15 protein-coding genes and 1 pseudogene are annotated in these 24,755 nt (G+C 71.8%); 4 read left to right on the top strand and 12 right to left on the bottom strand.

The genetic code is table 11. From position 1 onward, the window contains the following. Position 1 precedes the first annotated feature (1 nt). From ACEXOX_RS00745 to ACEXOX_RS00710, 8 genes and pseudogenes are all read right to left on the bottom strand, one after another. Entirely contained in the window at positions 2 to 1,528 is a 1,527-nt protein-coding gene (locus ACEXOX_RS00745; RefSeq protein WP_406518475.1) for a right-handed parallel beta-helix repeat-containing protein, read from the bottom strand. A 10-nt stretch (positions 1,529 to 1,538) separates the two neighbouring features. After that, on the bottom strand, positions 1,539 to 3,506 hold the full coding sequence (locus tag ACEXOX_RS00740; protein ID WP_406518474.1) for an alginate lyase family protein: 1,968 nt from the start codon (positions 3,504 to 3,506) through the stop codon (positions 1,539 to 1,541). Then, positions 3,503 to 5,701 (bottom strand): bi-domain-containing oxidoreductase, encoded by a 2,199-nt coding sequence (locus tag ACEXOX_RS00735; protein ID WP_406518473.1) that lies wholly within the window; start codon positions 5,699 to 5,701, stop codon positions 3,503 to 3,505. The genes ACEXOX_RS00740 and ACEXOX_RS00735 overlap by 4 nt, the downstream gene beginning before the upstream one ends. 28 nt (positions 5,702 to 5,729) lie before the next feature. Beyond that, positions 5,730 to 7,658, bottom strand: coding sequence for an asparagine synthase (glutamine-hydrolyzing) (gene asnB, locus ACEXOX_RS00730; protein ID WP_406518471.1), 1,929 nt, complete (start codon positions 7,656 to 7,658; stop codon positions 5,730 to 5,732). 3 nt (positions 7,659 to 7,661) lie between these two features. After that, the gene (locus ACEXOX_RS00725) at positions 7,662 to 9,233 is read right to left on the bottom strand and encodes a Wzz/FepE/Etk N-terminal domain-containing protein (RefSeq protein ID WP_406518470.1); all 1,572 of its coding nucleotides are present in this window, start codon (positions 9,231 to 9,233) and stop codon (positions 7,662 to 7,664) included. 7 nt (positions 9,234 to 9,240) lie between these two features. Then, positions 9,241 to 10,626, bottom strand: a pseudogene (locus ACEXOX_RS00720) (Wzz/FepE/Etk N-terminal domain-containing protein); the annotation flags it as partial. Further along, a complete protein-coding gene (locus tag ACEXOX_RS00715) occupies positions 10,623 to 11,789 on the bottom strand; it encodes a glycosyltransferase family 4 protein (protein WP_406518469.1) in 1,167 nt (388 codons plus the stop codon). The pseudogene ACEXOX_RS00720 and the gene ACEXOX_RS00715, both read right to left, overlap by 4 nt. 102 nt (positions 11,790 to 11,891) lie before the next feature. Then, positions 11,892 to 13,220: a nucleotide sugar dehydrogenase gene (locus ACEXOX_RS00710; RefSeq protein ID WP_406518467.1), complete on the bottom strand. Its 1,329-nt coding sequence runs from the start codon at positions 13,218 to 13,220 to the stop codon at positions 11,892 to 11,894. 241 nt (positions 13,221 to 13,461) lie between these two features. Between ACEXOX_RS00710 and ACEXOX_RS00705 the strand changes: the two genes are divergently transcribed. Further along, positions 13,462 to 14,652, top strand: coding sequence for an IS110 family transposase (locus ACEXOX_RS00705; RefSeq protein ID WP_406518466.1), 1,191 nt, complete (start codon positions 13,462 to 13,464; stop codon positions 14,650 to 14,652). Positions 14,653 to 14,743: 91 nt separating this feature from the next. Here ACEXOX_RS00705 and ACEXOX_RS00700 read toward each other — a convergent pair whose 3' ends face one another. Next, a complete protein-coding gene (locus ACEXOX_RS00700; RefSeq protein WP_406526178.1) occupies positions 14,744 to 16,225 on the bottom strand; it encodes a sugar transferase in 1,482 nt (493 codons plus the stop codon). A 695-nt stretch (positions 16,226 to 16,920) separates the two neighbouring features. On the opposite strand from ACEXOX_RS00700, the gene ACEXOX_RS00695 reads away from it, so the two are divergent. Beyond that, positions 16,921 to 17,364: a hypothetical protein gene (locus ACEXOX_RS00695; protein ID WP_406518464.1), complete on the top strand. Its 444-nt coding sequence runs from the start codon at positions 16,921 to 16,923 to the stop codon at positions 17,362 to 17,364. On the opposite strand, the gene ACEXOX_RS00690 is transcribed toward ACEXOX_RS00695, so the two are convergent. After that, entirely contained in the window at positions 17,346 to 21,593 is a 4,248-nt protein-coding gene (locus ACEXOX_RS00690) for a trypsin-like peptidase domain-containing protein (protein ID WP_406518463.1), read from the bottom strand. The two genes, ACEXOX_RS00695 and ACEXOX_RS00690, sit on opposite strands and share 19 nt — an antisense overlap. 47 nt (positions 21,594 to 21,640) lie before the next feature. Continuing rightward, positions 21,641 to 21,967: a CU044_2847 family protein gene (locus tag ACEXOX_RS00685; protein WP_406518462.1), complete on the bottom strand. Its 327-nt coding sequence runs from the start codon at positions 21,965 to 21,967 to the stop codon at positions 21,641 to 21,643. 457 nt (positions 21,968 to 22,424) lie between these two features. Between ACEXOX_RS00685 and ACEXOX_RS00680 the strand changes: the two genes are divergently transcribed. Next, a complete protein-coding gene (locus tag ACEXOX_RS00680; RefSeq protein WP_406518461.1) occupies positions 22,425 to 22,838 on the top strand; it encodes an alpha/beta fold hydrolase in 414 nt (137 codons plus the stop codon). Positions 22,839 to 22,847: 9 nt separating this feature from the next. Further along, positions 22,848 to 23,396, top strand: coding sequence for an alpha/beta fold hydrolase (locus ACEXOX_RS00675; protein ID WP_406518460.1), 549 nt, complete (start codon positions 22,848 to 22,850; stop codon positions 23,394 to 23,396). 206 nt (positions 23,397 to 23,602) lie between these two features. Here ACEXOX_RS00675 and ACEXOX_RS00670 read toward each other — a convergent pair whose 3' ends face one another. After that, on the bottom strand, positions 23,603 to 24,505 hold the full coding sequence (locus tag ACEXOX_RS00670) for an aminoglycoside phosphotransferase family protein (protein WP_406518459.1): 903 nt from the start codon (positions 24,503 to 24,505) through the stop codon (positions 23,603 to 23,605). Between the last annotated feature and the right edge of the window lie 250 nt (positions 24,506 to 24,755).

Raw genomic sequence — 24,755 nt, 5'->3', positions numbered from 1 at the left:
CTCAGTCACCGGCCCCTGGGGCGAGGGTGCTGCCCGCGTCCTGCTCGTAGGGCGCGCCCTGCCACTGCTCGAAGTCGAGCACCCGGCTCGGGTCGTGGGCGACGAAGGTCCAGGGGCCGACGTAGACGTTGTCGTGCCAGCGGTTGTGCTGCTTGAGGGTGATCGCCTCGGCGACCCGCTCGCCCTGGTACGGCGACCAGTCGGGGTAGGTGCCGTAGTTGGCGAGCACCGCCATCCGGTCGCACTTCACCGTGCACCCGACGACGGACTTGTCCAGCACGAAGCGGTTGGCGTGGATGTCCACCCGCTGGGTCTTCCACCGGCAGTCGGCGTACAGGGGCGCGGTGGCGATCGCCGGCCGCGCGCAGCGGCCGGCCTGCCGTACCAGCAACGTGCAGTCCCCGGAAGAAGTGTTGGCCGGGCTGTTGCAGAACCGGTCGGCGTTCTCCCACAGGGTGATCCCGGACCAGTTGTTCTCCAGTACGTTCCGGTAAACCTCGATCTTGTCGGTACGGGCTTTGACCCGCGGTTCGCCGCCGGACTCGGACAGGTAGACGGTCGCGAACGGGAAGCTGTCGCCGCGATCGGCGTACCGGCGGCCCTCGACCCAGTTGTTCCGCCGGATCGTGTTCTTCCGGATGACCGCGTTGTAGCTGGTCTCGTAGATCAGCGCGGCACCGTCGTTGGCCTCCAGCACGTTGTCCTCGATGCGGAAGTCGTTGTTGTTGGTGTCCGCCCACAACCCGGTCCCGCGGTTGTCGTGCACCCAGTTGCCGCGTACGTCGGCGCCGTTGACGGCCCAGAACTTCACGCCGCCGGTGCAGCCGCAGCCCGGCCGCCGCCGCTCCCAGTCACCGGTGTTGTTGGCCGTGATCTCGTTGCCCTCGACCACCAGGCCGCTGAGAGCGCCGTCGCCCTTGTACGCGTTCATGCCGTACTGCCCGTTGCCCCGCAGACAGCTGGCGCGGACCTGCTGGCGGGCCCCGGCCATCAGCCCGGCGCCGGAATTGTGCTGGATCGTGGCGTGCTCGATCACCCATCCGTCGGCCGAGTCGTGGTTGACCACGCCCTCGTCGTGCGGCGCGACGAACCCCTGCACGGTCAGGTGGCGGAGGGTCACGTCGGGAGCCGTACCGCTGAACGCGTACTGGTTCTTCTTCCGGCCGTCGAGCACCGCGCCCGGCGCGCCGAGGTAGCGGTTCCCCTTCTTGGGGACGACCTGGGCGTAGCGGTCCGGATCGAGCCGGTGCGTGCCCGGCCGCAGCCAGAACGTGGTGCCCGGGGGACTGCTCCTGGTCTTGGCGGCCAGGTCACCGACCACCGCGGCATCGACCGTCACCGCGCCCGCCGGTGCCTTCGCCGGTCCGGCGGCAGGCTTGTCGCACACCTTGGCCACGGACGACCGGGCCCCGGAGGTGGAAGGCGCGGCGTTCGGCTTCGACCCGGCGCCCGGCGTGCCGACGCAGCCGGACGCCAGCAGTGCCAGCACCGCCGCCGGCAACGCCCGGGTCCGCCACTTGATTCCCACCCGTACCCCCTTAACCGCGGAACCTGAGTACGGTGGTGAACCCCTCGGCGCCGTCGGTGAAGCCGGTGCCGACCAGCGTCGTGGTGGGTTCCTTGCGCCCGAAGCCGGGGGAGTACCAGCCCAGTGGCCGATCGACCTCGCCGCGATGTGCCCGCCAGCTCAGCTGTCCGGGCAGGTCGAGCACCGCGGACCGGTCCTCGCCGTCCCGGGTCCAGGTGAGCGTGGCCCGGTTCCCGGCCAGGTCCGCGGTGATCGCCGGGCCGAGATGGAACGCCAGCCGCACGGCCCGGCGGTCGCCGCGCACCTCGTCCACCACCCGCAGCTCCCGGCTCGCGGCGGTCAGCTCCACCCGGCGGTGGTGTACGGAGCCCCGGTACCCGTCGTGCTCGGCGCACCAGCGGGCCGTCCCTCCGCCGGACACGCCGGACGGGTCCGCGACCAGGACGCGGCTGCGGGCGTGCCGGGTCCACAGGAACGGGCCGCCGGAGACGGACTGGTCACCGCCGTCCACTTGCAGCGTGTTGTGGGCGAGGGTCGACCGGAAGTACTGCCGCCACTCGGGCTGCCCGTGGTAGCAGAACGTCCCCGGGTCGGCGAGCACGTCCACCCCGTCGTGCCGGACCTCCACGGACAGCGCGTCCGCGTGGGCGTGCGCCGCGATGGACAGGAAGCCGTGCGGACCACCGTCGCAACGGCACCAGATCTCCTCCGGACCGCGCAGGACGGTCATGCCCGCGTCGGCGAAGTGGCCCGGCCTGCTCGCCGGGCGGGCCACGGCCGGAGCGGACCCCGGCTTCGCGTACGGCCGGATGAGCGCGGCCAGCAGCGGGGTGCGCACATCGGTGCCGGTCACCGCCGGCCACCAGGCGAGCCGGCCGAACACGGCGTCCCCGGTGGCCAGCAGCGAGGCCCAGCGGCCGGTGCCCGCGCCGTCCAGGACCAGACCGTGCCCGTCGTCCGCGTCCCCCTGGCGCGGCGGCCGCAGCCGGTTGTCCACGATGGCCGCCAGCGCGTCGGTCATCCGCAGCAGCACCAGCCGGACGGTCGGGGGAACCGGCACACCGGCGGCATCCGCCTCGGCCACCGCGGCCAGACCGAGCTCCAGCACCAGTCCGTGATACTCGGTGGCCAGTTCGCGGTTGAGTCCGGAAAGGAAGGTGTTGCCGCGCAGGTGCCGTTCCAGCGACCGCAGCGCGTCCGCGCGCCAACGCGCCGAGGCGGGGAACCAACCGAACGCGCAGGCCGCCGCGAACTGCCCGGCAGCCTCGGCGATGACGTGGTTGTTGGCCGAAGACCCCCGGCTGGGGAAGGCGGCCAGCCAGCGCTGGTGGTGCCAGATCTGTCGCAGCGCCACCGGATTGTCCTCGAACAGCCCGGCCGCGCCCGGCCAGCCCTCCAGCAGCCGCCGGATCCACACCCAGGACAGCAGCCGGATGCCCAGCTCGATGCCGCTGATCCAGTGCACACCGCGCAGCGGCGGATTGGCCGCCCACCACGACCGCAGATGCTCCGCCACCCGCTCGGCGTACCGCTCGTTCCCGGTGACCGCGTAGGCGGCGGCGAGCACGGTGAGGTACTGGTGCCGGGACAGCTCCCAGATCTGCTTGATGTCCCCGACCAACTCCTCGTCCCGGTACGGCACGTCGAAGGCATGGCCCTCCGGGGCCCGGCGCCCGGTCTTCGGGTCGTACCACCAGTCCGGATCGGCCAGGTCGTCGCGGACCACCCCGAAGTACTCGATGTGCCCGGCCATCAGCCGGTCCGCCTCGGCGACGAGACGCTTCACGGCGTCCGGGGGCACCGAGGTCAGCGCCCCGGCGGGCAGGACCGCGGTGAACCGGGCGCCGGTCACCCGCGGGCCGTCCGGCGGCGCCGAGCGCCACCGCCGCCTGCGCACCGCGTCGCCCACCCGGCCGCCGGCCTCCCGCGGTCCCATCCGGGAGAGACGGCGCAGGTACCAGCCCGCGTTCATGGTCACGGCGTCCTCGCCAAGGTCACCGGCGCGCTACCGGCCAGACCGGCCTGCACGGCGAGGGTGGCCGCCGTGGTGGCGGCCAGCGACTCCAGCGGCACCGGCATCGGCCCGCCGGTCCGCACGGCCTTGACGAACGCGGCCAATTCGGCGGACTGGCCCTTGTCCCGGGCCTTGGGCAGCCGCGAACTGACCCACCGCTTGCGGCCGACGGCGCCGTCCAAGAACACCGAGGCCCGCACGAAGTCGTCGAGCCGCAGCGCGCGGCCGTCCGCGACCAGGTCCAGCGTCTCCTTGGGGAAGCCGGCCGGGCCGGTGGTGACGTAGCTGATGGTGGCGGTGGACCCGTCCGGGTAGCTCAGCACGACCTGCAGGTCCTGGTGACCGGACGTGGCGACCGCGTACACCGACACCGGGTCGGCTCCGATCAGCCAGCTCGCCGTGTCGATGAAGTGCCCGCCCTCGCCGGCGAACCGCGAGCCCTCGGTGCCCTGCTGGAGGTACCAGCTGCCGTGCTGGAGGCGGCCGGCGTTGACCAGGTAGCGCAGGCTCGCCGGACCGCTCCGGGCGCCGAACCGCTGCCGGGCCTCCCGCAGCAGCGGCGCGAACCGGCGGTTGAAGCCCACCTGGAGCCGGTCGTTGCCGGACTCCGTCACCGCCGCGAGCACGCCCGCCAGGCCGTCCTCGGTGAGGGCCAGGGGCTTCTCGACGAACACCGCCTTGCCCGCGAGGAGCGCCTTCCGGGTCAGGTCGGCGTGCGAGCTGTGCCGGGTGACCACGAACACCGCGTCGATGGACGGGTCGCCGAGCACGGCGTCGAGATCGGTGGTCGCCCGGGCGAAGCCGAACTTGCGCTGCGCGTTGGCCGCGGACAGCGCCGTCGTGGTGACGACGGACGACAAGGCGACGCTGTCGCGCTGGGCCAGGTGGGGCAGCAGCATCGACGTCGCGTAGTTGCCCGCGCCGACGAACGCCAGCCGCACCGGAGACTTGACGGACCGGCCCGGCGTGGACGCCCGTACGTTCACCGGGGGCAGCGCCACCACCGGTGCCTGCGCCTCCTCCGCTTCCTCCGCGTGGTCGGGGTACCGGAACAGCACCGCCACGGCTTTCAGGTCGCCGTCCTTCAGACGCCGGTACGTCTCGACGGCGTCCTCGAAGTCGGCCGTGTGCGAGACCAGGGGCTCCACGTCGACGCGGCCGCGGGCGAGGAGATCGAGGAAGCACGCCAGGTTGCGACGCTCGGTCCAGCGTACGTAGCCGATCGGGTAGTCCCGCCCCTGGAGTTCGTACTCCGGGTCGTAGCGCCCGGGGCCGTACGACCGGGAGAACCGGACGTCCAGCTCCTTCTCGTAGTACGCGTTCCACGGCAGGTCCAGGCGGCACTTGCCGATGTCGACGACCCGGCCGCGGTCCCGGCTCAGCCGGGCGGCCAGCTCGACGGGCTGGTTGCTGCCGCCGCCCGCGGCCAGGTACACCTGATCCACGCCGTGCCCGCCGGTGAGCTCGGCGACGGCGGCCTCGACGGCCGTGGACGCGGGATCACCGCAGGCCGCGGCGCCCAGACGCGCGGCGAGTTCGCAGCGCACCGGGTCGGGATCGGCACCGACGACACGGACGCCCGAGGCGGCCAGCAGCTGCACCACCAGCTGCCCGATCAGCCCGAGGCCGACGACCAGCGCCACGTCGCCGAGCTGCGGCTCGCCCTGGCGGACGCCCTGCATCGCGATCGACCCGACGGTGCCGAAGGCCGCGTGCCGCGGCGCGAGGCCGTCCGGCACCGGGGCGTAGAGGTTCTTCGGCACCCAGTTCAGCTCGGCGTGCAGCGCGTGCTCGTTGCCGGCGCAGGCCACGAGGTCGCCGACCGCCACGTCCTCGACCCCGGTGCCGACCTGCTCGACCACTCCGCACAGCGAGTACCCCAGCGGCGTGTAGGAGTCCAGCTTGCCCATCACCTTGCGGTAGGTCGCGGGCACCCCGTTGGTGGCCACGCTCTGCATGACCTTGGCCACCTGGTCCGGCCGGGAGCGGGCTTTGCCCACCATCGACATGCCGGCCTCGGACACCTTCATGAGTTCGGTCCCGGTGGAGATCAGCGAGTAGGCGCTGCGGACCAGCACACCGCCCGGCTTGCATCCCGGAACCGGAACGTCGAGCACCGCCAGCTCGCCGCTCTTGTAGTTCTGCACGACCTGTTTCACCCGAGCTCCTCTTGTTTCCACGCTTGCTTCAGGCCGCCTGGCTCTGGCCGGAACCAGAAACCGCGCCGCGATACCAGTACTCCAGGGTCAGCACGTGCCACAGATGCTTGGAGAAGTCCCGCTGCCCCGCGGCGTCCTCGGCGACCATGCGCGCGAGCGCGTCGCGGCGCAGGATGCCGGAGTTGACGAGCACACCGTCGTTGATCACCTCGCGCACCAGCGGTGCCAGGTCCCGGCTCATCCAGGCCCGCAGCGGGGCGCTGAACAGGCCCTTGGGCCGGTACACGATCTCCCGGGGCAGGACCGAGGCGGCCGCCTCCTTGAGGACGGCCTTGCCCTGCCGCCCGACGATCTTGCGGTCGCCGGGTACCGCGAACGCCGCCTTGACCACCTCGACGTCCACGTACGGCACCCGTACCTCGGTCGACGCGGCCATGCTCGCCCGGTCCGTGTAGGCGAGGTTCAGACCCGGCAGGAACATCCGGGCATCGCCCAGGCACATGCGGTTCACGAAGTCGTCGAGGTCGTTGTCCTGGTAGATGTCCGCGTGCTCGGTCAGGACGTCCTCGACCGCCCCGGCCAGGTCCGGGCTGACCAGGGCGAGCAGCTCGTCCTGGTCGTACATGGTGTAGCTGCGCCGGAACGCGGTCTCCTCCGGCAGACCGGCGAAGGACAGGAACCGCTTCGCGAAGCGCACCGACCGGTACCCGCGGCGGGAGCTGGCGACCGGCAGCCGGTCCACGATCGCGGACAGGCCGGTGCGCAGGGGCCGCGGGATGCGCTGGTAGCGCAGCGCGAGCAGGTTGGCCAGGTGCTTGCGGTACCCGGCGAACAGCTCGTCGGCGCCCATGCCCGAGAGCATCACCTTGACGCCGGCCTCCCGGGCGGCCGAGCAGATCAGGAAGGTGTTGATCGCGGCCGGGTCGCCGATCGGCTCGTCCAGGTGGTACGTCATCCGCGGCAGCAGGTCGAGCACGTCCGGCGCGATCTCGATCTCCCGCAGGTCGACGCCGAACCGCTCGGCTACCTGCCGGGCGTAGCGCAGATCGTCCGGCATCGCCTCGAACTTGGCGTCCTCGGCGCGGAACCCGATCGTGTAGGCGGAGATCCCGGGCCGGTCGCGGGCCGCCAGCGCGGTCAGATAGCTGGAGTCGAGACCGCCGGAGAGGAAGGTCGCCACCGGCACGTCGGAGAGCAGGTGGTGGCGGGTCGACTCCTCGACGACGGCGGTCAGGTCCGGCTGCTCGCCGCTGCGGGCCCGCTCCCGGGCCTCACTGGCGACGTCCCGGAGGTTCCAGTACCGGCCGCTCTCGACCAGGCCGTCGGGCCGGCACCGCAGCCAGCTGCCCGGCGGCAGCTTCTCCGCTTCGCGGAACGCGCAGCGCGAGTCCGGCACCCAGTAGTACAGCAGCGAGGCCACCAGTGCCGCATGGTCGACCTCCAGCGACCCGCCGGCCACGGCGGCGAGCGCCTTCAGCTCGGAGGCGAACAGCAGGCCCCCGCCGCGCCGGAGCAGGAACAGCGGCTTGATGCCCAGCTGGTCGCGGGCGAGCACCAGCTCACCGGTCCGCTCGTCGAAGACCGCGAACGCGAACATGCCGCGCAGCCGTGGCAGGCAGTCGGTGCCCCAGCGCCGCCAGGCCTCCAGCAGCACCTCGGTGTCGGAGGTGCCGCGGAAGCGCACCCCGGCGGCCGACAGTTCGGCCCGCAGTGCGGGCGCGTTGTACAGCTCACCGTTGTACGTGAGGGCGAGGCCGTCCGAGACCATCGGCTGGGCGCCGGTCCCGGACAGGTCGATGATGGCCAGCCGACGGTGTCCCAGATGGACTTCGCCGTCACCGGCGGGATGGCTGTAGCGGCCCGCCCCGTCCGGACCGCGGTGGGCGAGGACATCGGTGAGCCGGTCGGTCACGGCTTTCCCGTCCGGCCACCGGTACGTACCTGCGATACCACACATGTCCTACCGAGCCTCCTGGTCGCTGCCCGGGATGCGAACGGCCGGCATCGAGGGCCGCTCCGTTCGCAACGGGCCTGTTCCGTGCTGCCGGGCCAGCCGTTCCGTCCGCGGCTGGCCCGTCCCGTGCTGCTGGGCCGGCCGCTCATGAGGGCCGCGCGGCGCCGTGTGCGGGCCGTCCCACAGCGTGCCGTCGGTCCGGTCCCGCGGATCGGGGTCGATCAGCACCACACCGATCACCGAAAGGCGCTGGTCCGCGAGGTGCCGCGCCACGGTGTGCAGCCACGCGGCGCTGCCGTGCCCGGCCCGTACGACGAGTACGGTCCGGCCGCCGAGGTACTGGAGGTCGGTCCACGCCGTGCCGGGCGCGACCGAGCCGACGCCCAGCCGGCGCACGTGGCGCGGCACGGTGGCGGCACGCTCGCCGCTGACCACGGTCGCGTTTCCCGGATCCTGTCGGCTGTCGGTCAGTTCCGGGCCGGGCAGGCCGTCGATGACGACCACCGGCCCCTCCGTCGCCAGCGCCCCGGCGACGTTCAGGGCGATCACGCCCGTACTGCGCGCACAGCCCAGTTCCAGCAGCGCCACCGGTTCCGCGGAGTGGCGCACGACGCGGACCAGGGTCGTGGTGAGCCGTTCGTACGCCGCCCGGGCCCGACGGCGCTGCCACGGACCGGCGGGCCGGCGGGGCGCGCGCGGCAGCTCCGCGATGACCGAGGCGCCCAGGTTGGCCGCGATCTCCCGGCGCAGTACGGGGCGGTCCGCCACCACCGTGCCGACCGCGGCCAGCGCGAGCCCGACGGCGAGCCCGAGGACGAGCCCGATGGCGGCGTTGGTGGCAGCGGCCTTGGGCAGGGAGTGCCGTACCGCGCGCGGCGCGTCCACGATCTGCGTGCCGGCGACGAGCTGGGGCGTGCCCATGCGCGCCTCCTCCGCGCGCTGGTCGAAATCGGCGATCCGCGTGGTGAGTTCGGCCCGGCGGGCGAAGAGCGACTCGATGCTCGCCGACGCCTTCGGGTCGCTCTCCGGCGACCGGTTCCCGATCGCCTTGTTGACCTGGGCCAGCTCGTCGCGCATCCGGTCCCGCTGGTCGCGCAGGGCCTTGGCCTCGGCCTGCGCGGCTTCCCGCATCCGTCGCACATGGTCCGTGATGAACGCGTCGGCCAGCGCCTTGGCCCGGGCCACCGCCTGCGCCTCGTCGGCGCCGGTCACATCGATCTGCAGCAGGTTGTTGGTCAGGCCGGTGCCCCGGTAGTCCCGCAGCAAGTCCTCCGGCTTCTCCGTGGATTTGAGGGACTGCAGGGCCTGCGCGGCGATCCGCGTGGTCCCCAGCAGCGCGACATCGGTACGGATCAGCGTGCCGGTGTCGTTCGGCTGGTCCGCCTGATGGGTGACCAGCACCGTGGTCACCGCGGACGGCGGGGGCGGCAGCAGGACCGCCACCGCCGCGCCGATCAGCAGCCCCAGCAGCGCCATGGAGGACCAGAGGCGGCGGCGCCTGCGGACCGCCGCCACCAGGGCCTGGAGGTCCAGCAGGGGAGTGGCCGCCGACGACTCCGGAGTCGGGCTCGTCGTCACGCGGAACCCCCGTCGCGTGGCCGCGCAGCGCGAGCGTCACGGCGGCGTTCTCCGGAGGACGGCCGGTGGACCCCGTCGGACGGGTCCGGACCGGACCGGCGACGACGGTGCCGACGACCTCGTGCCCGGCGTCCGCGCACGCCGCGGCGATACCGGCGAGTTCTTCCTCGGTCCAGCTGCCCGCGCTGAGCACGACCAGGGCACCGGACTCGGTGCCGCGGTCCGGCACCATCGGCTGGGACACCGAGACCTCCACCACCCGCAGTGCGGGGCAGCCCCTGCTCGGAGCGCCCGGGGAAGAGTCGCCCGCGGCCTCGGCGACGAGCTGCCCGGCGGCCCGGCGGGCGACCTCGTCGCCGTCCGGTACGACGACCAGCAGCCGTCGCGGGGCCGGCAGCTGATCCCGCAGGCGGGCGCACACCCGCCGGTAGCGGATCCGTCTGCCGGCCTCGTCGCCGGACCGCTGCGGGGCCGGTACGTCCCACCGGGTGTCGACGCCCAGCAGCCGGCGCGCCCGTGCCCGCCGCCCACGGTCTTCCGGCCGGTGCGCACGCTGTTCACCGGGTACGTCGACGGTACCGAGCAGCGTCGAGCCCAGCGCGGCGGCGATCTCCGGCTCGGTGCGCAGCCGGCGGTTCATCCGTGCGGCGGCGAGATGGCCGACGACCGCCAGCAGGAAGAACAGCAGCGCCCCGGCGACGATCAGCTGCATCCTCGTCGGCGGTACCGCACCGGTCGGCCGGGCCGCCGGACCCATGACGACCATGCCGGCCTTGCCGGCCGCCGGGTCGGCCTCGTCCAGCTTCTTCATGGCCTCCTGCAGCGCGGTGCGCAGCTTCTCCAGCGCGGTGCGCGCCTGCACGCTCTCCACGGTCCGCCCCGGATCGGCCGCGTTGGCCAGTTCCGTGATGCGGCGGTTGGTCTCGGCCACCTTCTGCCGCAGTTCCTCGGGCCCGGCAGCCGCCCCGGGGTCGGCGGTGCCGCCCGTGATCCGCGCGGCGAAGGCGACGAACTGCTGGGCCACCCGGTCGGAGAGCTGCTGCGCGCGCTCCGGGGTCTCGGCCGTACCCGAGATCTCGATGATGTTCCCGTCGGCGGCCTTGGCGCTCACCCGGTCCCGTAACTCACCGCCGCTGACACCGGCCCAGCCGAGCTTGGCGGCCGCGCGGTCGACCACCGCCGAGCTGGCCGCGATCTCCACCTGCGTCAGCAGCTCGCGCTGCTCCCACTGCCCCGGCAGCAGAACCGAGGCCGACGCCGTGTAACGCGGCGGGTACAGCACCGAGGCGCCGAAACCGACGAGCGCGCCCACCACCGTGAGGACGACGAGCAGCCGCCGGCGCCCGCGGAGCATCCGCCCGATCGTGACCAGGCGTATCGTGTCATCGCTCAACGGCGCCTCCTCCTCCCCGCCCGGAACGGCCCGCCCGCCGGCACCGGAGTGCGGCCACGGCAGGCGGCGGTGTAGGCGGCGAGCAGGGAGCGCTGGGAGTTCCGCCAGGAAAGCTCTCCGCCGATCCGCTCCTGGCCGAGCTTGCCCATCCGGGCCCGCTTCTCCGGATCGTCCAGCAGCAGCGCGATCAGCCCGGCGAACGCGGCCTCGTCGTTGGCGGGCGCGTAGACAGCGGCGTCACCGGCGGAGACGCGCGCCTCCCGGAGGTCGAACGAGACGATCGGCCGGCCCATCGCCATGTACTCCAGGACCTTGTTCATGGTCGACACGTCGTTGAGCGGATTGCGCGGGTCGGGGGAGAGGCACACGTCCGCGGTGGACAGGTGGCGCAGCAGGTCGGCGTCCGGAATGCGTCCGGTGAACTCCACCTGTCCGGCGAGCCCGAGCTGCCGGGACAGCTCCACCATCGCGTCGAAGGCGTCGCCGCTGCCGACGAACACCGCGTGCCAGTCGGTACGCCCGTGCTCGTCGCGCAGCTTCGCGAGCGCCCGCAAGGCATAGTCGACGCCGTCCTGCGGACCCATGACGCCCAGATAGCACAGCAGATGAGGTTTGCCGCGCTTCAGCTCCGGCTCGGACGGCACCGGTTGGAACCGGTCGGTCTGAGGCGCGCTGCGCACCACGAAGACGTCCTCCGGCCACTGGCCGCCACGGCGTATCGCGACGTCCCGGTAGCTCTCGTTCGTGGCCAGTACGACATCGGCGGCCCGATAGGTCAGCCGCTCCAGCGCGCACACGGCGCGGTAGAGCAGATCCTCGCCGCGGTCGAACCGGGAGAGGTACAACTCGGGTACCAGGTCGTGCTGGTCGAAGACGAACCGCGCGCCGCGCCGCTTCAGCCACAGCGCCGGCAGGAACAGCAGGTCGGGCGGGTTGCAGGCGTGGACCACGTCGACCGGGCCGACCTTGCGGGCCAGCCGCGCCGTGTGCCACAACGCCGATCCGTACTCCCGCAGATAGCCGGCCGGCCCCCGGTGGCCGCGCGCAACGGGTAGCGGTGGATCCGCACCCCGTCGATCACCGCCTCCGGCTCCGTGTCCCGCTTCTCCCCCAGGGGACAGATGACGTGCACCGTCCAGCCCGCGTCGCGCAGCGTCGTGCACTCCTGCCACACCCGCCGGTCGAACGGCACCGACAGGTTCTCCACCAGGATCAGCGCACGCCGCCCCGGCTGGTCGCCGCCGGCCGTGTCATTGAGGAAAGTGTCACCAGGCAAGGCCCACGTACCCTGGTTCGGCCCGGCGCGCCTCGGCGTCGGGGAGGTGGACGAGATCGATGAGCACCGGGCCGTCGCCGCCCTGCGGCAGTGCCGACAGCACGGCCGGGTCCTTGGTGCCGACCAGGCAGACCTCGGCGTGTTCGAGCACCTCGCCGACGGAGTCCGCGAGCAGCTGTGCCAGGTGCGGCAGCCGGGTCTCGATGTACTCACGGTTCGCGCCGAGCAACCGGGACAGGCTGACATTGGCGTCGTAGATCTTCAGGTCGTACCCCTTGCCGAAGAGCCGCTCCGCCAGCTCGACGAGCGGGCTCTCGCGGAGGTCGTCGGTGCCGGGCTTGAAGGACAGCCCGAGCAGGCCCGCCCGGCGTTTGCCGGTGCGCTCGACCAGCTCCACCGCCCGTTGCAGATGCGCGGAGTTGGAGGGCAGCACATGGGAGAGGATGGGCACCGACACGTCCGCCCGCTGCGCCGCGTGGACCAGGCTGCGCAGGTCCTTGGGCAGGCAGGAGCCGCCGAAGGCGAAGCCGGGCCGCAGATAGGCGGGGCTGATGTTCAGCTTGCGGTCGGCCAGGAAGACGTCGATCACCTGGTGCGAGTCCACCCCGAGTGCCTGGCACACCGCGCCCAGCTCGTTCGCGAAGCCGATCTTCAGTCCGTGGAACGCGTTGTCCGCGTACTTGATCGCCTCGGCCGTCGGCACCGGCACCCGGAACACCTCGCCGGGCACACCCTCGTACAGCGCCAGCACCGCGTCGCCGCTGGCCGCGTCCAGCTCGCCGACGACCGTCTTCGGCGGGTCGAAGAAGTCCCGCACGCTGGTGCCCTCGCGCAGGAACTCCGGGTTGACCGCGACCCCGAAGTCCGCCCCGGCCGTGCCGCCGACGTGCTTCTCCAGGATCGGCACCAGCAGGTTCAGGCAGGTGCCCGGGAGCATGGTGCTGCGGAACACGACGGTGTGCCGCCCGCCGCGTCCGCCGCGCTCCGCCAGTACGGCGCCGATCTGCGCGGTGACCCGCTCCAGATACGTGGTGCACAGGCTGCCGTTGGGCTCCGACGGCGTGCCCACGCAGACCAGCGACACCTCGCTGCCCAGGACCGCCTCGCGGACGTCGCGGGTGGCGCGTAACGCCCCGGTCCCCACGACCTCGGCGATCAGCTCGCCGATCCGCTCCTCGACCACCGGGGCCTTGCCGTCGTTGACCAGGTCGACCTTCACCTGGTTCACGTCCACCCCGATGACCTCGTGCCCCATACCGGCCAGGCACGCGGCCGACACACAGCCCACGTAACCGAGCCCGAAAACGCTGACCTTCATGATGTGTCTTACCTTTCAGTCGTGGGTCTGATCTGGTCATTCGTAAGATCGGAGGGCCCAGGGGCTCCGGGTATGGCTGTCATGTTGGTGCCGCTCGACGGCTTGAGAGACATGGCCGCCCGGAGCCCCGCGACGACTCGACCGCCAATTGGGATTTGCGACGTTGATCGCTGCTGTAAGACCACGCCGGCGAGGTCGTCTGCGGGAATCGATGACGACCACGAAGCGGCGGAGGTGACCCGTGCCCCAGATCTGGGCCGGGGTGGACATCGGCAAGACGCACCACCACGCGGTGGTGATCGACGCGGAAGGCAAACGGCTGCTGTCCCGCCGCGTATCCAACGACGAAACCGAGCTGCTGACGCTGATCGGAGACGTCCTGGAGATATCCAGCGACGTGCTGTGGGCCATCGACCTCAACCGAGGCGGTGCCGCACTGCTGATTGGCCTGCTGCTCAACCACGACCAGCCCGTCGCCTACCTCACCGGGTTCGCCGTTCATCGAGCGTCGGGCACCTACCGGGGCGAGGGAAAGACGGACGCGAAGGACGCCTTCGTCATCGCCGACCAGGCCCGCGTCCGCCGCGATGTCGGGCTGCTGCGACCCGGCGACGACATCGCCGTCGACCTGCGCATCCTCACGTCCAGGCGACTGGATGTGGTCTTCGACCGAACCCGGCAGATCAACCGCCTGCGAGCCCAACTGCTGGAGATCTTCCCCGCCCTGGAGAGGTCGCTGGACCTCACCAACCACGGCCCGGTCATGCTGCTGACCGGATACCAGGCCCCCGCCGCCATCCGCCGCACAGGCGCCAAGCGGATCGAAACGTGGCTGAAGAACCGCAAGGTCCGCGGCGCCGCCACACTCGCCAAGACGGCCGTGGAGGCGGCCGAAGCCCAGCACACGGCGCTGCCTGGTGAGAGGCTGGCTGCCGCCATGGTCCTCCGGCTGGCGAAGGGGGTGATGGCTCTCGATGAGGAGATCGCCGAGCTTGACGCTCTCATCGAGGCGCGGTTTCGCGAGCATCCACACGCCGAGGTGATCACCAGCCTGCCCGGCATGGGCCCTCGTCTCGGTGCCGAGTTCATTGCCGCCACCGGCGGCGACATGGCCTCTTTCGGGACCGCGGACCGCCTGGCCGGCTTCGCCGGCCTGGCCCCTCAACCCCGCGACTCCGGCCGCGTCAGTGGCAACCTGCGCCGGCCTCGGCGCTATCACCGCGGGCTCCTGCGGAGCATGTATCTGGCTGCCCAGGTGAGTTTGCGGTGCTGTCCAGCATCGCGTGCGTTCTACGACCGCAAGAGGAGCGAGGGCAAGGCGCACAAGCAAGCGGTGCTGGCCCTCGCGCGCCGGAGACTGAACGTTTTGTGGGCCATACTCCGTGACGGAGTGTGCTACCAAGCCACACCACCTGTCACGGCAGCGGCTTGACTTCACCATTGGGATGTCCCTCCCCCAGGCAGGCCCTGTCGGCCTGCGGTCCACGCGCGGAGCAGGACCGTTTCGCCGCAGCCCCCGCGCATCAGTAGGCCCCCTGCCCGTAGAGCACCGCCCGCAGTGTCTTCCACAAGATCACTGCGTCCAGGGCGAGCGACCAGTCCTCCACGTACCGCAGGTCGAGGCGGACCGACTCCTCCCACGGCAGGTCGCTGCGCCCGCTGATCTGCCACAGGCCGGTGAGCCCGGGCTTGACCAGCAGCCGCCGCCGGATGTCCGGGCCGTACGCGGCCGACTCCTCCGGCAGCGGAGGCCGTGGACCGACGAGCGACATCGATCCGGTGAGTACGTTGAAAAGCTGCGGGAGTTCGTCGACGGAGTACCGGCGCAGCACCGCTCCCACCCGGGTCACCCGCGGATCCCGGCGGAGCTTGAACAGCAGCCCGGCACCCTCGTTGCGGTGGGCCAGTTCGGCGCGTGCCGCGTCGGCCCCGGTGACCATGGTGCGGAACTTGAAGATGGTGAACTCGCGGCCGTCCTTGCCGACCCGGCGCTGGCGGTAGAGCGCCCCACCAGGACTGTCCGTCAGCACGAGCAGCCCGACGAGCAGCAGCAGCGGCGCGAACAGTACCAGCAGGACCGCCGCGCCCAACCGGTCGACGACGCCTTTGACGGCCCGCCGGCCCCCGGTGAAGGTCGGCATGCTGACCCGCAGCAGCGGGATGCCGAGTACCGCGTCGACGTGCAGCCGCGGGCCCGCCACCTCCATCAGCACGGGGGCCACGACCATCTCGGCATCGCTGCCTTCGAGGTTCCAGGCCAGCCGTTGCAGCCGGTCCGGTGACCAGTGCGGGTCCGGCGTGATCGCGACGACCCGGTAGCCGTCGCGGCGGACATGCCCCGCGACGTCCGTCAGGGGGCCGACGACCGGCACTCCGTCCAGTTGGTCACCGTCGGGCCCGAGACCGTCCGTCGTGCACACCGCGTCCACCCGCCAGCCCAGGTGCGGGAACTTGCGGGCCCGGGAGATCAGGTCGCGCACGGTGTCCGGGCTCCCCGCGGCGAGCACCGGTCTGAGGCACCGCCCTTCCTTGCGCTGCTTGTGCAGCCAGAGACGGAGCAGATAGCGCACGGTCATGGTGACGAGCGCGAGCGCGGGGATCGCGACGAAGATCCAGAGCTTGATGTTGCGCGAGGTGAGGGCGATCCCGCCGAGCGCCAGAACGACGGCCGCCGTGAACAGCGAGCGGCCGAGCCGGCGGAACTCCTCGGCACCCTGGCCGAGCACGGCCGGAGCCCACGCCCGGCTCACCGCGAGCGCGCCCAGCACCAGCAGTTCGGTGCCGAAGGCGAGGATGCCCCACTTCTCGTGCCAGTTGGCCGCGTCCCGGGCCCCGAAGAAGATTCCGATGGCCGCCACCACGCAGGCGGTGGCGACGGTGTCGCTGGTGATCACGGTACGGCGGTACCGCTGCTCCCAGTCGGTCGCGGGCTGACTGCTTGCCCCGTCCGCCAGACGCCCGCGCGCCGACGGAAACGGGTTGACTAATCCCCCTGCTGCACAGATTCCCCCGGTCGCCAGAGGCTGGACGTGTTCGTCCAACCCTGTTTCTCGCCCCCCGGGAGGCCCCCGGCCCCCCGCGCCGCGCTGTTCCTCACCCGCGGGAGACACCGCCTCCCGCGCACTGTCCCGGATGTGTGCGTACTACGTGGTGCGTACTGCGTGGAACGCGGCTCCGGAGCTGCGGACGCGCAGGTCCGGTCAGACTTCCGAGGCGTGCGGTAACCCGCCGAGTCCTCGGGCGCTCTCCCCGCACCCAGGATCTCTTTCGGGCACCCGGAATTGATCACCCCACGTCTGGCGCCGGGGACGTGACTGCTGGCTGTTCTTGGCGCCGGACCATAGATCATTGACGGTTCGCTCCGGATCCGAACACCTGAGGCACGGTCAATCTAGAGCATCGGCGCCGATATAAAGAAGGGGATGTGTGTAATTTGTGCTCAAGCTGCGGAATTGGATCTACCGGCCGGTGGCCGGCTGCGGGCCGGCGACCCCGAAGGCATGCCGTGTGACCTGTGAGAAGGTCGGTTTTCCGGGCGACCGGCACCGGTGACCCGAGATAATCCTGCTCTGGCTGGAATGCCGCAGTCCGGCCGCTGTCGGGGTGCGGCGGCCCGGGGCCACGGCCATCGGTGGGATTCGGCTGATCACCGACCCTCATGAGCTGGTCGGGGCACCGGACGACCGCACGAGGGAGAACGATGGCACTGGCGGAGCGGCCTTCGAAGGCATGGGAAGTCGCCGACCTGATATCGGAACGGCTGTTCGTCATGCCGAATCCCTTGGCCGCTTGGAGCAGTGTCCCTTTCTGGGTTTCCGTATGGAAAGAGGGCCCCGGCCGGGTTCTCGTTTCCGTGACGGTTCCGCGCGAGAGCGCCGATCCGTTCATCCAGCTGCAGATCGGTTTTCCGGTGACCGAGGAGAGCCCCGAGAGTCAGGCCGAACGTATTCTCGCCGCTGTTCGGCAGCCGCACCCCTGGACGGCGCGCTGGTCTGCGCGGGCTATCGGGAGTGCGCCGAAGCGTACGGGTACGACTGGCCTTCGTCGTTGGATGGGTGAGACGCCGGGAAGCGTATCGGCCTCGCTCGGCCCGACCGCTCGTCACGACACGAATCCGGCCACCGCTCAAGGGCAGATCCGCTGACGCGCGACTCCGTCGGGAACATAGCGCTGCCATTCCTGTTCGGTCAGGGACCGGACCGCGATCGTGCAGGCCTCGGCGGTGAGCGTGGCGACGTCGTTGAAGGCGTCGGTGTCCCACAGGCGGACGGTTCCGTCTTCGCCGCTGGTGGCGAGGGTGTTCCCGTCCGGGGCGAAGACGGCCGAGCGCAGGGCGCCGGTGTGGCCGGTGAACAGGGCCGGCTGCCGGTAGGTCCGGAGGTCCCACAGACGGACCGTCCGGTCGTCGCCGGTGGTTGCCAGCGTCCTGCCGTCCGGACTGACGACGGCTGACGAGACGATGCCCGTGTGGCCGCTGAGGTTGGCCAGTTGACGATGGGTCCGTACGTCCCACAGCCTGGCCGCCGCGTCCCGGCCGCTGCTGGCCAGGACCTTGCCGTCCGGGGTGAACGCCACCGACTGCACGAGGCCGGTGTGGCCCGCCAGCGTTGCCGTGAGGCGTCGCTGCCGCACATCCCACAGCCGCAGCCGCCCGTCCCAGCCTGCCGTCGCCAAGGTGCTGCCGTCCGGGCTGAAGGCCACGGAGCTGACCGTGCCGGTGGGTCCGTCGAGGGCGCCGAGGTGCTGACGGGTCCGCGCGTCCCACAGCTGCACGGACGAGGACTTGCGGCCGCCGGTCGCGAGGATCTTCCCGTCCGGGCTGAAGGCCGCCCAGGTGACCATGATGGAGATGGGGAAGGACGCCAGCTGCCGGTGGGTCCGCACACTCCACAGGCGGGTCGTGCTGTCGATGTAGCTGGTGGTGGCGAGGGTCTGCCCGTCGGGACTGAACAGGACGGTCTGTACGGGTTTGCGGTGGCCGGCGAGGGTGGCGAGGCGGCGGTGGGTGCGTACGTCCCACAGCAGGACCGCCGGATCGTCGTCGCTGCTCGCGGCGACGTACCGGCCGTCCGGGCTGAACCGCACCGCCTTCACCTGGCCGGTGTGCCCGGTCAGGCGGCCCAGTGTGCGCCGCGTACGAGCGTCGTACAGGTGCACGGTCCCGTTGCGGTCACCGGTCGCGAGCACACTGCCGTCGGGACTCCAGGCCGGGCTGCTCGAACCGCCCGGCCCGGTGAAGGTGGCGCGCGGCAGCCCGGCCCGCATGTTCCACAGCCGGACCGTGGCGTCCTCGGACCCGCTGGCCAGCATCGCGCCGTCCGGGCTGAACGCGAGGGCGTTCACCATCCCGGTATGGCTGGTCAGCACGGTCACGCCCGTGCGCACCCGCATGTCCCACAGCCGCACGGAACGGTCCTGGCCCCCGTTCGCCAGGACCCGGCCGTCCGGGCTGAAGGCCAGGGCGAACACGGTGCCGCTGTGTCCGGCGAGTGTGGTCGGGGCGCGCTGCCCGCGTACGTCCCACAGGCGCGTCGTGGCGTCGCTCGCCCCCGTGGCCAGCGTGGCGCCGTCCGGGCTGAACGCCAGCGACTGGACCTCACCCGTGTGGCCCTTCAACGTGGCGGTACGCCGCTTCTCCCGCACGTCCCAGAGCTGCACCTCGGACTTGGTGCTCTTGCCGGTGCCGTGGCCTGTGACGGTGACGGCAAGGGTCCTGCCGTCCGGACTGAACGCGAGGTGGGCGGGCCAGGCGCCGTCGACGTCGCGGTACACCGGGAGTTCGCCGGTCTTCCGACGGGTACGGGCGTCCCAGAGGAACACCTTGCCCCGCAGCCCACCGGTGGCGATCGTGTCTCCGTCCGGGCTGAAGACCGCCGGACGCCCGGCGGCCAGGACAGCGGTCTGCTTCCGCGTGCGGACGTCCCAGAGCCGCACTTTCCAGCCACTGTGGCTCGTGACGAGCGTCCTGCCGTCGGGGCTGAACACCGCCGTGTGCACCTGGCTGCCGCGACCGCCGAGGGTGCCCGGACGGCGGTGCCCTGCCGTGTCCCACAGACGGGCCGTGCCGTCGTTCCCACTGCTCGCGAGCGTCTTGCCGTCCGGGCTGAAGGCGACCGACCGCACCTCTCCCGTGTGCCCGGTGAGCGTGGCACGCAGCGGTGAGGAGACCATGGCCAGGAGTTGAGCGCGGGTCTCCGCGGTGGGGGAGATGCGCTGAGCGGCCAGTGCCAGACGAGCCGCCAGGGCCGGGTCGGCGTTGGCCTGCTGCCGGCTCTGCTCCGTCAGGCTCCTGGCGGCGGCCAGGGCCCGCTGTTCGCTGCTGCTGCGGGCGTTGAGGGCGGCCAGGCCGGCGGCGACGAGGACGAGTGCGGTGAGCACGGCGAAGCCCGTACGGACCAGGCGTCGGCGACGGGCGAGACGCTGCTGGGCCTGGGTGCTGACCTCGTAGAACTCCGCCTCCTCGGCGGGCACTTCGGTGCCGCGCGCGCCGATCCACCGCCGTGCCTCCACGACCTGCTCCCGGCCGAGCACCAGGCCGCGCGGGCGGCCCTGCTCCTGCCAGGCCCGCAGCGACCGGCGCAGCCCCTCCTGCCAGCTACGGAACTCCCGGTTCTCCCCGACCCAGCGCCGCAGCCGCGGCCACTTCTCCACCAGTGCCTGGTGCGCGAGCTCGGCGGTGTCCCGCCCGGTCGGGCGGCGCGTCACCACGACGAGCCGGGTGCCGGCCAGCCGATGGATCAACCCCCAGTCGTCCGCGGAGAACTGGGTGCGGGCGGCGACCCGGCGGGTGTCCGGGGCGCGCTCCCCGGCGTCCAGCTGCTCGCCGGGACGGACGAGCTGGATGAAGATGCGCTCCAGTGCCCGCCGCTCGGCCGTGTCCGCCCAGTCCCACAGCCTATGCTCCGCCTCTCCCGCCAGGGTTCCCTCCAATCCGCCCAGCTCCTGGTACGCGGTGGTGGTCAGCCATCCGCGTTCCTGTCGCTCCCACAGCCGGCTCAGGGTGTATTCCAGCATCGGCAGCGCCGCCGGACCGGGCGGGGCGTCCCGCAGCAGCTGCTCGACCAGGCCGTCGGCGAACCGGATCCCCGCGTGTCCCTCCAGCGGACACGTGATCACCTCCCGCAGCTGTGTCCGCGTCATCGGCTGCACCACCATGGAGGTGGCGTCCCATGCCGTACGCAGGTGGGGGAGCTGCTCGACCTGCCGGAGGAAGTCGATCCGGAGGACGACCACGGCCTGGGCAGGGCGGCTGCCGTCCGTGCGGCGGGCCGTCAGAACTCCGAGCATGGCGTCCAGCCGGCGGGCGGTGTCCGGCGCGTCCGCGAGCAGCGTCTCGAACTGGTCGGCCACCAGCACCAGCCGGCACCGCCCGCCGTGGCGGGCCAGGGCCTGCTCCACGGCGGTACGGATGCCCTGCTCGTCGGTGAGCTGCCGGGCCAGCGCCGACCAGCGGTCGTGCCAGCCCGCCTGCATGGTGTCCGCGTCCCCCGCCGAGGCCAGGGCCCAGGCCAGCAGCTCCTCGGCGGTCAGACGCAGCCCGTGGGGCAGGCGGGCGATCAGGTACCGGTCGGCGTCGAGGTGCCCGAGCAGGCCCGCACCGACCAGCGAGGACTTGCCGACGCCGGAGGGGCCGAGCACGGGCAGGAGGGGGAACTGATGCTGCACAAGCAGTTCGATCAGCTGCTGCGTCTCGTTCGTACGGCCGTGGAAGACGGCGCGGTCGTCCTCGGTGAACGGCAGAAGCTCCCGGTACGGACTGTCCGCCAGCAGCCTTCTGCGCAGCTGCGGCCACTCCCGGGTGAGGGACTCCACGGTGAGGGCGTAGCCGGTCCGGCGCCGCTGATCCCCTTCGACGGCGACGACGACGCCGATCACACCGCCGTACTCCTCGTCCCACACCGGCGCCCCGCTGAAGCCGCCGGTCAGAGGGAACGGCGCTTCCTCGTCGCAGGTCAGCTGCCACCAGCCGGTCCCTTCGCGGCCTTCGACGGTGCCGCGGGTCCAGATCCCGGCGTCCTTGCCGCCACCGCGCCCCGGGTACTTCGGGAACCCGAAGGCCCGCCAGCGGTGCCCGGCCAGGTCCTCCGCCTCCACGATCCGCAGGGGCACGGCGCCCGGCGGGGGATCGCCGCTCAGCCGGAGGACGGCGACATCACCGCTGTTGTCCCCGGCCACCGGAACACTGAAGTGGACACAGGCCGCGGCCTCGGGACGCCCGGGCAGCAGCGGGAAGTCGAGGGTGACCGGAAGGAGGTCCGGCAGTGGTTCGTCGTCCGGGAGGCCCGCGGTGGAGGCGATGACGTGGGCGCAGGTGAACAGCAGCCGGTCGGGGATCAGGAACGCCACCCCGACCGGACGGCCCTCGTGCAGCACCCGGGCGGTCCCGCGCTCCCATCCGGAGCCGGACCCGCCCGCCGGACTCACCGGCCGCCCTCGGGGCGGCTCCACTCCAGTTCCAGCTTGATGTGCGCGTCCCCGGACCCCTTCGCCACGACCAGGCCCGCCTGCGCCGTCACCCGCAGGCCGAATTCCGCACGGACGTGATCGGGACTGCGCGGCAGGTCCGTCAGCCGCTCCAGCATCGTCGCGGCCACCCGTCGCACCCGGGCCATGCCCGACTCGAACGTGTCGGCGGACATCTCGAAGAGTTCGTCGCCGCGGCTCGCCCGGACCACCCCGGAACCCTGCTCGTCGGACAACTCGACGACGAATACCTCACCGTCCTCGAAGGGCACACTCAGATACACTCGACAACCTTTCCGTTGTGCCGTCTCTCTGCCGTTCCGTCTCCGCCACCCCGTCAAGTCGCGTAAAGGTCATGGTAGTTGAACAGATCTTTCCAGCCTGTCATGGTAGCTGCGATCTCCGGCCGTGACCCTCTTCCGGGAGATCCCGCGTCGGGTGTGACGAATTCCGGTGGACGATGTTGACGGCGGCCCCGGTCAGCGGGTTCCGGGCGCGTGCCAGGGAGGTGTTCGGGGAGCGGCAGGGGCGTGCGGGCGCGCCGGCGGCCGGTCGAGGCCCTGTGCTCCGAGGGCCGGAGCATGGTTCGGCCAGGCCCGCCGGTTCCGCCGGGATCGCCGTTCGGGGCCCGCCGGGGCCGATCGCGACGGCGATCCCATACTGGCAGTACCGGAATTCCCCCTGCCCCTAATGATGTTGAAAGCAGTGCGCAGACGACGTGAGCGACTGGGACGCCACGCAGTGGGCCCAGCGGCTGCCCAGCGTTTCCGGGCCACGGGCCGCCGCTTCGGCACCCGGCCCGGTGGCTCTCCGCGTACCGACAGAGGAGTCACCCTTGAGCAAGATCGAGCAGACCGTCGAAGTCCCCGCCTCGGCGGGTCGCATGTCGGATACACCTTCGCCAGGCCGTACGACCCCGCGCTCCCGACGCTGGTCCTGATCAACTCGTACACCACCTCGGTCGAGCTGTACCGGCCGCAGTTCGCCGATCAGGCCCTCGGCTCCGCGGCCAACCTGCTGGCCCTGGAACCGTACGGGCACGGCCGCACGCGAGCCTCGTACCAGCACTTCACCTACTGGAACAGTGCCGTCGCGAACCTCCAGGCCCTCGCGGCCCTCGGGATCCGTGAGGCCCTTGTGCTGGGGACCTCGTAGAACGGCTGGGTGGCGGTCCGGATGGCGCTGCTCGCCCCGGACATCGTGCAGGGGCTGATCACGCTCGGCACGTCGATGGACTCCGAACGCCGGCGCAGCCGCGACCTGGGGTGCTGGGACGGGATCGAATACAACACGCCGCTCATCGATGCCCTCGCCGAGCCGGTCGGCGAGGACTGGGTGGTGCCGGACGAGGTCGTGGACAGCGTGTTCGACACGGCCATGGGCGGTCTGTCGGCCGAGGAACGCGCCTTCTGGCTCGCCACCTGCCGCACCAACTACGCCGGCCGCCGTCGCCTGCTCCTGAGCACGGTCAACCTGCGGGATCGCGACGGGCTCCACGGCCGGCTGGACGACGTCCGCTGCCCCGTCCTGTGGCTGCACGGCACCGCGGACCAGGTGTACTCCGTGGCGAACGCCCGGGAGGAGATACGGATGTTCACCCGCTCCCCGGAGGCGCGACTGGAAACCATCGGGGGCGGCCGGCACTTCCTGAGTGCCTCGAACCCCGCGGAGGTCGATTCCGCGGCCATCGACTTCGTCAAGCGCTGGGCCTGAGCAGGCCGGGGGACTGGCACGGTGGCTGAGGCTCCGTCGCCAGTCCCCGTCGCTCTCCGTACGGTGCACGGTGGGCCGCCGACGAGGTGCGGTAACGCGCGGGTACGGACGCGCGAGTACGGAGCGGAGCGAGCCGACGGGCCGCGTCGAGCGGTTGGCGATGCCGCGGGCCTGCGAGTATCCGATGCGGCTCGGTAGCCCCGTACCTACATCGGACCGCCCCTCAGCACACGATCGAGCGCCGCCCGGCCCGCGGGCCCCCATGCCGGCTTGCCGCCAGGAAGGCCCCGGTCGCCGTTCTGGCCCATGAGCATGAGGAACAGGCTCTTCAGGGCGGCCAGACCGCGGGCGCGCCGGATCGTCCCCTCGTCCGCCCGCGCGTAGGCGTCGAAGAAGGGGGAGGCGGCGCCGGCGGGAAGGATGACCCAGGCGGCCGCGAGGTCCCATGCCGGATCGCCGGCGAACATGTCACCGAAGTCGATCACGCCCGAGAGCGTCCCGTCGGAGACGACGACGTTCGCGGGATGCAGGTCGCCGTGCACCCAGAGCGGCGGGCCCTCCCATTCGGGCGCCGCGACGGCGTCGTCCCAGACGGCCCGGACAGCGTCGGCGAGGTCGTCGGGGACGACGGTGTGGAAGAAGTGGTCGAATCCGTCCGTGCACTTCTTGGGGTGACCGCCGCGGTCCCCACTGATCGGCGCGTCTTCGGGCGCCTCCACGTGAAGTGCCTTGAGGAACCCCGCCAGGGTGCCGGCCGCGTGATCGCCACGGCTGATGGAGGTGCGGTCCAGTGGCTCGCCGGGGACCCACGTCATGATGGTCCAGGGCTTCGGGAAGCGCGCGGACGGTTCACCGATCCGTACGGGGTTGGGAACCGGAAGCGGCAGGCGCGGAGCCAGCACGGGCAGCCAACGGCACTCCCTGCGCAGCAGTTCCGGGGCACCTTCTGTACGCGGCATGCGCACAGCCAGCTCCTCCCCGAGGCGCCACATCTGGTTGCCCCACCCACCCGCCACTTCGCGGACGGCCAGCCCTGCGAGGTCCGGATGCTGCTCCTGCAGCAGGTCATGGACCAGGTCTGCGGTGATCTCGATCTCGGAGTCGGTCATGCGAAGTCACACTACTGGGACAGGATTCAGGCTTCGCCCGTGATCGGCGACCGGCCGACAGTCCGACCCGGTGGCCGACGGCGGTACCTTGTCGACCTGTCGACCAACCCCGACTTCCCCGTTCTCCGTCGTTGAGGTCGCCGGTGAAGGCATCGGGCATCGCGTGCAACGGCCTGCGCCACAGCCGGATGCGGCAAGTTGTCAGTGTCTCCCGTTCCGGGCGTGCGGGTGTGCCAGAACTCGCTGGAAC

This window comes from Streptomyces sp. Ac-502 (genome assembly GCF_045222935.1).
Lineage (GTDB): Bacteria > Actinomycetota > Actinomycetes > Streptomycetales > Streptomycetaceae > Streptomyces > Streptomyces monomycini.
The sequence above is the reverse complement of the archived record's forward strand: the minus strand, read 5'-3'. Positions and strand labels throughout refer to the sequence as shown.

Excerpts from the sequence above, each read along its gene's own strand:
- ACEXOX_RS00710 (WP_406518467.1), bottom strand. The coding sequence starts at position 13,220 with ATGAAGGTCAGCGTTTTCGGGCTCGGTTACGTGGGCTGTGTGTCGGCC.
- asnB (WP_406518471.1), bottom strand. The coding sequence starts at position 7,658 with ATGTGTGGTATCGCAGGTACGTACCGGTGGCCGGACGGGAAAGCCGTG.
- ACEXOX_RS00670 (WP_406518459.1), bottom strand. The coding sequence starts at position 24,505 with ATGACCGACTCCGAGATCGAGATCACCGCAGACCTGGTCCATGACCTG.
- ACEXOX_RS00695 (WP_406518464.1), top strand. The coding sequence starts at position 16,921 with ATGGCACTGGCGGAGCGGCCTTCGAAGGCATGGGAAGTCGCCGACCTG.